The sequence below is a fragment of the Burkholderia sp. FW306-1C-G01B genome, from assembly GCF_058781685.1.
In genome coordinates this window covers 111,613-121,349 of the sequence record NZ_JBYSWZ010000022.1, presented here as the reverse complement: position 1 = coordinate 121,349, position 9,737 = coordinate 111,613, and the positions used below count along the sequence as shown (strand labels likewise).

Here is a 9,737-nt window from a genome sequence, read left to right as displayed (position 1 = left end):
GGCCGGCGCGGGCCGGCCGCGGCGCACAACGTCACCAGTTGTATTTCGCGGTCGCGATCACCGTGCGGTCGGTGCCGAAAACGCAGACGTTGGCCGACTGGCAGCCGCTGATGTAGTGGCGGTTGGCCAGGTTCGTCCCGTTCACGGCAAAGCGCCAGTTACGCGTGTCGTAATGCACGCCCGCGTCGAACAGCGTGACGCTCGACACCGTCAGCGAGTTGTCGGCCGCACCGGCCGACGCGCTCTGGTAGCGCACGCCGCCGCCGAGGCCGAAGCCCGCGAGCGGCCCCGTGTGCCACGTCCAGTCGGCCCACATCGACGCCATCTGGCGCGGCCGCGGAATGTCGACCGGCCAGTTGTTCAGCGATACGTCGTTCGCCTTCACGTTCTTCACGTCCTGGTACACGTACGACGCGATCAGCGACAGGTTCCGCGTGACCTTGCCGGTCGCGCTCAGCTCGATCCCGCGCGAACGCACTTCACCTGTTTGCACCGACTTCGTACCGGTCGTGTCCTGACTCGGCAGCGCCGGCGTGATCCCGTTGGTCTGGTTGATCTGGTAGATCGCCGCGTTCAGCATCAGGTTCTTGCCGGGCGGCTGCCAGCGCAGGCCGGCCTCGATCTGCTTGCCGCGGGTCGGCTGCGGCAGCCCGCCGCCGAGCAGGTTCACGCCGATCAGCGGATTGAACGACGTCGCGTAGCTGATGTACGGCGACAGCCCGTAGTCGCCCTGGTACGTGAGGCCGACGCGGCCGGTGAACGCCGTGACGTCCGCCTTCGTCGACGTGCCGCCGGCGCGGTCGTCCATCCGCATGTTGACCCAGTCCTCGCGGCCGCCGAGCGTCAGCGTCCAGCGGTTCCACTTGATCTGGTCCTGCGCGTACAGGCCGAACGTGTTCATCGTCGTGTACGTGTTGGTGCGGAACGTCGACGCCGGATCGAACACCGCCGTCGTCACCGGCGTGTACACCGGGTTGTAGATGTTCAGCGGCGGCGCCGCGGCGAGCCATTCGCTGTCGGTCGCGGTCTGGCGGTTGTACTGGAAGCCGAGCAGCAGCGTGTGCTGGAGCGGGCCCGTCGCGAAGCGGCCTTCCACGTTGTTGTCGATGTCGAAGCGGCTGTAGTTCATCTGGAACACGCCGGCCCAGCGCGACACGTCGGTCGTGCTGCCCTCGACGAAGCCGTTGCCGAACACCGAGCCGTTGTCGAGCGACAGGTGCATCAGGCGCACGTTCTGACGGAACTTCCACGCCGAACTCAGGTTCTGCTCGAACTGGTAACCGACCGACCACTGCTTCTTGCGGTAGTAGTTGAAGTTCGGGTCGCCTTCGTACACGTCCTTGTTGATCTGCCCGTTCGGGTTCGGCAGCACCGTGCCCACCGCCGGCAGGAAGTTCGACGAGATGTCGCCCCAGTCCTGCAGGTACGTCGCGGACAGCGTCAGCGACGTATCCGCGTTCGGGCGCCAGCGGAACGATGGCGCGAGCGCGACGCGCTGGTCGTTGTTCGGGCCGGTCAGCGCATTGCCGTCGCGCGCGACGCCGACGAACCGGTACGCGTACTTGCCGTCGGCATCGAGCTTGTCGCCGACGTCGATCATGAACTGCTTGCGCGCATAGTTGCCGATCTGCACCCCGGCTTCGCGCACGCGCTCGCCGTCGGCGAGCTTGGTCTGCACGTCGACGATCGCGCCGGGGTCGCCCGCGCCGTACAGCACCGAGGTCGGCCCGCGCAGCACGGTGATGCTGTCGATCATGTACGGATCGACGCGCCAGCTCGCGAGGTTGATCGTGTTCGGCACCTGCAGCCCGTTCACGTAGGCGGTCGGCGTGAAGCCGCGCAGCGCCGCATACCAGTCCGATCGGTTGTCCGAACCGTACGACGAGAAGCCCGGCACGTAGCGCAGCGCCGCGTTCACGTCGGTCGCGCCGGTCATCTCGATCTGCTGCGCGGTGACGACGTTGACCGTCTGCGGGATCTCGTTGATCGGCGTGTCGGTCTTCGTGCCGGTCCTGCTGCGCTTCGCGACGAGCCCGACGGTGCCGTCGCCTTCCGAGGCCGCGTTGACGGTGATCGCCGGCAGCGTGCCATTCGGCGCGCCGTTCGTCGTGCCGTTCTGCGCACTGCTGGCCGACGCCGCGGCGCCAGCGTTTACGGCCGGCGCCGTCTGGGCGTAAGCCTGCCCCGCCGCAGCCGCACCGAACGCCACGCTCGCCGCGGCTGCGATCGCACGCAAACGCGTGCCTGTTGCCCACTCCATCTTTCTCTGCTCCACTTTTTTCATGCGGTCTCCGACCGCGCCTTTGTCAAAGAGCGAAAGCCATCCGGCCCGCGCTCACCCCGTTTTCCTGTCGTTTTTCGTGCGACTCCCGGGCCGCGCCATCGTCATGGGCGGGCGCGAGCCCGTCTTCGAGCGACGCGCAGATCTCGTCCGCGCGGCGCGCCAGTACCGACAGCAGCGTGTCGGACAATCCGTGGCTGTCTTCGCAGCAGCCTTGCAGGTAGATGCGCGGCGCGAAGTGCTCGGGCGTCGCGAGCAGGTAGTCGCGCGTCACGTCGCCGCGCGTGAGCGCATCGCCCAGGTGCGGCGCGAGCCCTTCGAGGAGCGCGGAATGCGTATCGCGGCGGTAGCCGGTCGCGAGCACGAGCGCATCGAAGCGTTCGACGCGCGTGGCGCCGCTCATCCGGTCGCGCAGCGTCAGCTCGATGCGGCCGTCGCCGGTGCGCACCGCGGCCTCGATCGCGCTGTTCGCGAGCAGCGCATGACGCGGCGCGCCGTCGATGCGCTGCAGGTACAGCATTTCGTAGATCTGCTCGATCAGCGGCCGATCGACCACCGCGTAGTTGGTGTCGCGATAGCGCTCGAGCAGCGCGCGGCGCGCGTCGTGCGGCTGCGCATAAACGACGTCGGTGAACTCGGGGCTGAAGATCTCGTTGACGAACGGGCTGTCGTCGGCCGGCTTCAGCGCACCTGCGCGCATCACGAGGCTCGCGTCGACATGCGGGAAGCGGCGCGCGAGGTCGATGAACACCTCGGCCGCGCTCTGCCCCGCGCCGATCACCGCGACGCGCCGGCGTTCGCCGTCCGGCGACGCGACGAGCCGGTCGATGTCGGTCAGATACGACGACGAATGGATCACGCGGTCGCGGCCGAGCGCGGCGAACGCATCCGGAATCGCGGGCGTGCCGCCGACGCCGACCGACAGCGCGCGCGTGACGCGCTGGCGCTCGCGGCCCGCGGCATCGCGCGACAGCACGCACAGCGCGTCGATCCGCGCGCCGTCGCCACGCACCGGCTCGATCGCCAGCACGGTCTCGCTGTAATGGACGCGGTCGTCGAATGCATCGGCGACCCAGCTCAGGTAGTCGTGGAATTCGACGCGGGTCGGATAGAAGTTCTTCAGGTTGACGAATTCGTTCAGGCGGCCGCGTTCGAACAGGTAGTTGATGAACGTGTAGCGGCTTTTCGGATCGCGCATCGTGACGAGATCCTTCAGAAACGAGATCTGCATCCGGCAGTCGTCGAGCAGCATCCCGCGATGCCAGCCGAATTCCGGCTGGCGCTCGACGAAGCAATGGGCGAACGTGCGTGCGCCGGCGCGCTCCGCGAGGCGAATGGCCAGCGCCAGATTCGACGGCCCGAAGCCGACGCCGATCAGGTCGAATACGGTTTCTCTCTGCATGTCTCAGCTCCCTTGTCGGTGAATCCGGCCCGTCAGACGTGACGGCCGGAGAAGAACGTCTCGCGCAGCGTGCGCATCCACAGCGGCTGCGCGTCGGCCAGCGCGAGACGGCGCTGCCGCGCGAAGCCATGCCGCGCGAGAAGGTCGGCAACCCGCGCGTGGCCGGCCGGAACGGCACAGCCGACCGCTTCGGTACGCGAGTCGTCGAGAAACAGGTAATGAACGACGGACGGCAGCCAGCCCGCCACGCAATGCGGGCCGCGCCAGCGCGATTCGCCGACCAGCATCCGCAGCCCGCGGTCGTAGTCGCGCGCCGCGACGTGCGGCGCGAGCGCGTCTTCCTTCAGCCAGACCGCCTCGAAGTACGCGAACGGCTCGCCGTCGAAGCAGCCGACGAGCGGCGTCACGTGCGGATCGGCGTCGGGTGCGGCCCCTTGCGCGCTGTCCGCGCCGGGCTGCGCGCCCGGCCAGCCGTCGCGCACGCGCGGCTCGTCGAACCAGCGCGCGAGCCGCACGGTGTCTTCCGCCGGCTGCCAGCCGCGCAGCGTGAAGCGCACGCCAAGCGCCGGCAGGTCGCGTGCGTAGACCTCGCCGCGCGGCGCGGGCGGCCGGCGCGGATGACGCCGGCCGTCGGTAAGCATCGGCAGCGTCGCGCACGGCAGGTGCGTGCCGACGAGCCACAGATCGGCCTGCTGCGCCCAGCCGTCGCGCATGCAGCGGCCGCCGTCGGCGAGCACGCCGCTCGCGCGCAGCGCGTCGAGCGCGACCGCCGGCCATGCGGCCGGGTCGAGCCGGATCGCCGCATGGTGCGCGCCGTCCGAAAATGCCGCGGACAGCGCGGCCAGCAGCGCGCGCCGCTGGTCGGCCGGCGCCGCACGATGGTTGTATGCGACGAGGCGCAGCGTGCCGTCGTCGGCGAGTTGCGCGCGCAGCAACTGCGCGCCGATGCCGTGGCCCTGCGCGACGCGGATCTCCGTGCCGTCGCGCGCGGCGAATAGCCCGTCCGCGAATGCCAGGCGGCACGTATCGGGCATCGTGAATCCGTCGGGACGCACTTCAGCCAGCATGGCGCTCCTCCTGTCCCGTTTCCGCGCGTGCATCGAGCCGTGCGCCGAGTGCCGCGAGCGTCGGCGACGCGAACACGTCGGCGACCGTCAGCGCGTGACCGGCGCGGCCGGCCGCGTCGACGAAGCGCACAACGTCGAACGACGTCGCGCCGGCTTCGAACAGGTCCGCGCCCGGCTCGGGCGCAGCCGTCGCGAATGTGTCCGACCACAGCGCCGCGAGCACGGCAGCCGCATGCGACGGCGCGTCGGTCCGTGTTTCCCCGCTTGCTTGCACGCTGAAGGCCGCATCCGTGACCACACGCGTATCGGGCGCGCCGAGCGCCGCCTCCGACGCGCCGGCAAAACGCGCGACTTCGTCGTGATAGAGATCGACGAGCGCATCGACGAAACCGCGGTCGAGCAGCTCGTCCGCATACGAGAACGCGGCGCTCACGCGGCCGTCCGGATGCTCGACGACGTCCAGCTCCAGCGTGAACACGACGCGATGGCGCACATCATCGAATTCGGCAAGCGACAGGCCGGCCCAGTCGCGCGCGGCCGCACCCGTCGGGCGCAGGTAGTTGAACATTACCTGGAACAGCGGATTGGCCTGCGCAGCACGCGGCGCGCGCAGCGCCGCGACGACATCGGCGAACGGCACGTCGGCATGCGCATACGCGGCCAGCGCCGTATCGCGCACCTGGGCGAGCACGTCCGCACGGCGCGCGGCCGGGTCGATCCGCGTGCGCACGACGACCGAATTGATGAAGAGGCCGAGCGCAGCGCGTGCCGCATCGCCCGTCAGCTCGCGTGTCGACGCGAGCACGCCGACCGGCTGGTCGGCCGCGCCCGTCGCGCGGAACAGCGCGGTGTTGAGCGCCGCGTGCAGCAGCATCGGCAGCGTCGCGTGCGCGGCCGATGCGGCGTCGCGTGCGGCGCGAATCAGCGACGCGTCGAATTCGAACGCGATGCGTGCCGCGCGCCATTGCGGCACGGCCGGCGCGTCCGCGCGCTGCGGCAGCACGCGCGACGGCAGCTCGGCCAGCGCGTCGCGCCAGTACGCGACGCGGGCCGGATGGCACGGTGCGGGCAGCACGAGCGGTACGACCAGTTGGGCGGCCAGTTGGACGGCTTCGTCGACCGGCACGGCGTCGCCGCGCACGCGGGTGACGTAGCGTGCACGAACAGCATCGAGCCACAGTTCGATCGATTCGCCATCCGACACGATGTGATGGATCGTCACCGACAGCACGTGGTCGTCCGCGCCGAGCCGCAGCACGCGTGCACGCCACAGCGGCGCATCGGCGATGAGGTCGAACGGCGCGAGCGCATCGTCAGCGGTCAACGCCGCCGCGCGGGCAAGCGCACCGGGTTGCGCCGACAGGTCGACGACCGGCAATTCGACCGTCGCCGCCACGTCGATCCGCTGGCCCGGCAGCGCGCCGTCGCGAGCGACGAGCCGCGCGCGCAGCGCCGGATGCACGGCCGCCGTATCCGAGAACGCAGCGCGCAGCGCATCGATGTCGAGCGGGCCGCGCACGCGCAGCGCGACCGGAATGTTGTACGCGGCGCTGTCCGGCTGCGCGCGCCACAGGAACCACAGGCCGAGCTGCGCGGGCGACAGCGGCCACACGCCGTTCGCATCGGGTTTGGCCACCGCGACGCCCGGCGCCGCAGCGCCGGCATGCGCGGCGCGCGGCGCGTCGGCCACCTGCAGCGCGTACTGCGCGAGCACGGGTGCCTCGAACAGCGCGCGCACCGGCACGTCGCGGCCGAGCCGTTCGGCCACGCGCGTCGCGACGCGCACGGCGGCGAGCGAATGACCGCCGAGATCGAAGAAGTGATCGCCACGGCCGACGCGCTCGAGATTCAGCACGTCGCACCAGATCGCCGCGAGCGCGGTTTCATCGCCGTCGCGCGGCACCTCGTACGCACGTTCGACGCGCACGGGCGCCGGCAGTCGCGCCCGGTCGACCTTGCTGTTCGCGTTGCGCGGCAACGCGTCGAGCACGATCAGTTGCGCGGGCACCATGTAGTCGGGCAGCGTGCGGCGCAGGTGCGCGTCGAGCGTCGCGGCCTCGACGGGCTGCGCGGCCGCCTGTGCATCGGCGGTCAGTTCCACATATGCGACGAGCTGCGCAAGCGCGCCCTGCCCGTGCACGACCGCGCACGCTTCGCGCACCGCATCGTGCGCGGCAAGCTGCGCCTCGATTTCGCCGAGCTCGATGCGCAATCCGCGCAGCTTCACCTGATGATCGACGCGGCCGATGAAGTCGAACACGCCGTCCGCGCGGCGCCGCACGAGGTCGCCGGTGCGGTACAGGCGCGCGCCCGCTGCGCCGTACGGATCGGGCACGAAACGCTCGGCGGTCAGCGACGGGCGGTCGAGATAACCGCGCGCGACACCGATCCCCTCGCCGCCCAGATACAGTTCGCCGATCACGCCGACCGGCAGTGGATGCAGCCGCTCGTCGAGCACGTGTGCGGTACGCGCGCCGACCAGCGTGCCGATCGGCAGATATGCGGCGTCGCCGAGCTTCGCGAGATCGTCGCCGGGCCGGAACATCCACAGCGTCGGCGTGATGACCGTCTCGGTCGGGCCGTAGCCGTTGACCACGCGCACGTTCGGCAGCGCGCGGCGCAGCATCGCGAACGCCTCGCGCGACGTCGCCTCGCCGCCGACGGTCAGCGAACGCAGCGTCGGCGGTGCGCCGTGCGCGAGCGCCCATTCGGCGAGCTGCGCGGCGCAGCCGGGCGGCACGTAGGTCATCGTCACGCCGTCGCGGACCATCATCGCGCAGGTCTGCGCGGGCGGCCACAGCACGTCGGCCGTCACGGACACGGCGGCGCCCGACATGTATTGCGAAAACCAGCCTTCGTGCGCGCCGTCGAAGTTGACCGACTGGAACAGCAGGAACACGTCGTTCTCGCCCGCGCCGTAACGCTCGGCAATCGCCGCACAATGCAGCGCGAACGACGCATGGTCGACGATCACGCCCTTCGGCTTGCCGGTCGAGCCCGACGTGTAGATCGCATAGGCCGCATGGCCCGGCAGCACGTCGGGCAGCGCGACGTCCGCGGCTTCGTCGAGCGCATCGATTTCATCGGCGCGCCACACGCGCAGTTCCGGCAGTTCGGGCAACGACGCGGCGCTTGAGCCATCGGTCAGCACGTGCGCGATGCTCGCGTCGCCGACGATCTGCGCGAGCCGTTCGCGCGGATGGGCCGGATCGAGCGGCACGAACGCGGCGCCGGACTTCAGCACCGCGATCAGCGCGACGAGCAGGTCGACCGAGCGCTGCAGCGCGACGCCGACGCGCATCTCGGGCCGCACGCCTGCCGCAACGAGATGACGCGCGAGGCGCGCCGCGCGTGCATCGACTTCGCCGCGCGTCAGCGCACGATCGATATCGGCAACGCCGCGTGCGTCGGGCCGCGCGTGTGCATGCGCGGCGATGCGCGCATGCACGGGCACGAACGGTTCGGCTTCGGTCGCGCCCGCCGGCGCGTTCCACGCAAAGAGCTGTGCGCGCTCGCCGGCGGGCAGCCAGTCGAGATCGCCGACCGGCAGGTCGGGCCGCGCGAGCGCATCGGCGAGCAGCGTGACGAAGCGCGCGGCCAGCCGCGCGATCGCGTCGGCGTCGAACAGGTCGAGCGCGTAGATGAACGCGGCGTCGAACGTACCGTCTGGTGTCGCCTCGACGGCGAGCGTGAGATCGAATTTCGCGGACGGCGTGCCGGACGGCAGCAACGCGGCGGCTGCCGCGCCGAGTGCCGGCAGCGCGAGGCGCTCGCCGTAGGCTGCCATCACCTGGAACAGAGGATGGTGGCTCGCGCTGCGCGGCACGCCGAGCGCATCGACCACCTGCTCGAACGGCACGTCCTGGTGCATCTGCGCGTCGACGAGCGCGCGCTGCGTGCGCGCGACCAGCGACGAGAAATCGCCGTGCGCGGGCACGTCGACGTCGATCGCCAGCGTGTTGACGAAGAAGCCGATCAGGCCGGCGACTTCCGCGCGTTCGCGGTTTGCAGCCGGTACGCCGACGCAGATCCGTGCGTCGCCGGTCGCGCGCGCGAGCAGCACATCGAGCGCGGCGAGCAGCACCGCGAACGGCGTCGCGCCCGACGCGGCCGCGAACGCACGGAGTTGCGCGCCGACGCGCGCGTCGAGCGAAAACACATGGCGCGCGCCGCGCGCGCTGCGGCGCGCCGGCCGTGCGGCCGCACCCGGCAGCGTCAGCACGCCACGCTGCGGATCGAGCCGTTCGCGCCAGAACGCGAGCTGGCGGTCGCGTTCGCCGGCGTCGAGCCAGCGGCGCTGCCACAGCGCGTAGTCGGCGTACTGGATCGGCAGCGGTGCGAGCGCCACCGGCTGGTCGGACGCATACGCGCGGTAGAACGCCGCGAGTTCTTCCAGCATCACGCCCGACGACCAGCCGTCCGACACGATGTGGTGCACGGTCAACGCGAGCCAGTGATGCGTCGCGTCGAAGCGGACCAGGTGCGCGCGCACGAGCGGCGCCGCACCGAGATCGAACGGTTCGGCTTCGTCGGCCGTCGCGACGGCCTCCGCGCGCGCGGTGCGCTGTGCGTCCGGCAACGCTTCGAGATCGGTTTCGCGCCACGGGCAGCGCAGCGGCGCGTGGATCGTTTGCGCAACACCGTCCTGCGCTTCGTCGAAGGTCGTGCGCAGCGCTTCATGGCGCGCGATCAGCGCGTCGCAGGCAAGACGCAGCGCATGCGTGTCGAGCGGACCCGTCAGCGCCAGGCGCTCGGTGATGTGATACGCGTCGGGCGCATCGATCAGCCGCGCGTGCAGCCACAGCCGCGTTTGCGCGAACGACGCCGGCACGCGATCGCTGCGCGGCGTGCGCGGCGGGATCGGCAGCACGCGGAAGTCGATGCCGGCCGCGCCGAGCTTGTCGATGAAGACCGCGTGCTGCGCGTCGGGCAGCTGCGCGAAACGCGTCGCGAGCGCGAGCCAGTCGGGTTGAACCTTCGTCATCCG

At 70.8% G+C, this 9,737-nt stretch carries 4 protein-coding genes; all 4 read right to left on the bottom strand.

The genetic code is table 11. The features are described from left to right. Positions 1-31: 31 nt before the first annotated feature. From AC3WLY_RS32845 to AC3WLY_RS32830, 4 genes are read right to left on the bottom strand one after another with little or no spacing between them, the layout of a single operon-like run. A complete protein-coding gene (locus tag AC3WLY_RS32845; protein ID WP_492309095.1) occupies positions 32-2,260 on the bottom strand; it encodes a TonB-dependent siderophore receptor in 2,229 nt (742 codons plus the stop codon). 46 nt (positions 2,261-2,306) lie between these two features. Further along, positions 2,307-3,683 carry a lysine N(6)-hydroxylase/L-ornithine N(5)-oxygenase family protein gene (locus tag AC3WLY_RS32840; protein ID WP_492309064.1) on the bottom strand — a complete coding sequence of 459 codons (1,377 nt, stop codon included), beginning with the start codon at positions 3,681-3,683 and terminating at the stop codon, positions 2,307-2,309. Between the two features lie 32 nt (positions 3,684-3,715). Continuing rightward, entirely contained in the window at positions 3,716-4,750 is a 1,035-nt protein-coding gene (locus AC3WLY_RS32835) for a GNAT family N-acetyltransferase (RefSeq protein ID WP_492309065.1), read from the bottom strand. After that, positions 4,740-9,734 (bottom strand): amino acid adenylation domain-containing protein, encoded by a 4,995-nt coding sequence (locus AC3WLY_RS32830; RefSeq protein WP_492309066.1) that lies wholly within the window; start codon positions 9,732-9,734, stop codon positions 4,740-4,742. The genes AC3WLY_RS32835 and AC3WLY_RS32830 overlap by 11 nt, the downstream gene beginning before the upstream one ends. Positions 9,735-9,737 lie beyond the last annotated feature (3 nt).

Coding starts and splice junctions, on each gene's coding strand:
- AC3WLY_RS32845 (WP_492309095.1), bottom strand. CDS start 2,260: ATGGAGTGGGCAACAGGCACGCGTTTGCGTGCGATCGCAGCCGCGGCG.
- AC3WLY_RS32840 (WP_492309064.1), bottom strand. CDS start 3,683: ATGCAGAGAGAAACCGTATTCGACCTGATCGGCGTCGGCTTCGGGCCG.
- AC3WLY_RS32835 (WP_492309065.1), bottom strand. CDS start 4,750: ATGCTGGCTGAAGTGCGTCCCGACGGATTCACGATGCCCGATACGTGC.
- AC3WLY_RS32830 (WP_492309066.1), bottom strand. CDS start 9,734: ATGACGAAGGTTCAACCCGACTGGCTCGCGCTCGCGACGCGTTTCGCG.